The organism is Pseudomonas inefficax (genome assembly GCF_900277125.1).
In the GTDB taxonomy this organism is placed as follows: domain Bacteria; phylum Pseudomonadota; class Gammaproteobacteria; order Pseudomonadales; family Pseudomonadaceae; genus Aquipseudomonas; species Aquipseudomonas inefficax.
Genome location: NZ_OPYN01000241.1, coordinates 1 through 1150 on the forward strand (window position 1 = coordinate 1; position 1150 = coordinate 1150).

Consider the following 1150-nt stretch of genomic DNA (forward strand, 5'->3'; position numbering starts at 1 on the left):
GAAATCCGCTGCATGGTGATACCGCTGTATTCCATGAACACGAACACCATGGCCAGCACCAGCGGGATCGAGCAGGCCACCACCAGCCCGGCACGCACGCCGAGGCTGACGAAACTCACCGCCAGCACGATCACCACCGCCTCGAACAGCGCACTGGTGAAGCCGCCGACCGCTTGCTTTACCACCACGGCCTGGTCGGAAACGGTATGCACCCCGACGCCCACGGGCAGGTCTTCGACCACTTGGTCCATGCGCTTCTTCAGCGCTGCACCGAACACCTGGATATTGCCGCCAGCCTTCATGCCGATGGCCAGGCCTAACGCCGTCTGGCCGTTGTAGCGGAACATCGGTGAAGGGGGATCGACGTAGCCGCGCTCGATATCGGCGATGTCGGCCAGGCGGAAGAAGCGGTCGTTGATCTTCAAATTGACGGTTTGCAGGTCCTTTTCCGAGGTGAACTGCCCGGAGGTACGCACCGAGATACGTTCCGGCCCAGCCTCGATCACGCCGGCAGGGGTCACGGCGTTTTGCGATTGCAGGGCCTGCATGACCTGACGCTGGTCGATGCCAAGGGCTGCCAGCTTGCGGGTGGAGAAGTTCAGGTACAGCACTTCGTCCTGGGTGCCGATCAGCTCGATCTTGCCGATGTTGGGCACATCACGCACCTCGGCCCGCGCCTGTTCCACGTAGTCGCGCAGCTGGCGCAGGGTCAGACCGTCGGCGGTGAAGGCGTAGATGGAACCAAACACATCGCCGAATTCATCGTTGAACCCGGGCCCCTGGATACCCGCAGGGAATTCACCGCGAATGTCCTGGATCTTCTTGCGCACCTGGTACCAGATATCCGGAATGTCCTTGGCCTTGGTGGTGTCGCGCAGGTACACGTAGACCGTGGATTCGCCGGGGCGGGTGTAGCTTTTGGTGTAGTCGAGGGAATCGAGTTCCTCGAGCTTCTTCTCGATGCGGTCGGTGACTTGGTACAGGGTTTCGTCCTGGGTCGCGCCGGGCCAGCGGGTCTGGATGACCATGGTCTTGATGGTGAATGACGGGTCTTCCTCACGGCCCAGGTTGAAGTAGGAGAAGATCCCCATCAGCAGGCCAACGAACATCAGGTACCAGACGAACGATTGATGCTTGAGTGCCCAGTCGG

Annotated in this window: 1 protein-coding gene; it reads right to left on the minus strand. The window is 61.0% G+C overall.

From position 1 onward, the window contains the following. Positions 1 to 1150: efflux RND transporter permease subunit (locus tag JV551A3_RS30495; protein WP_133979387.1), on the minus strand; the 1150-nt coding region annotated here is incomplete at both ends.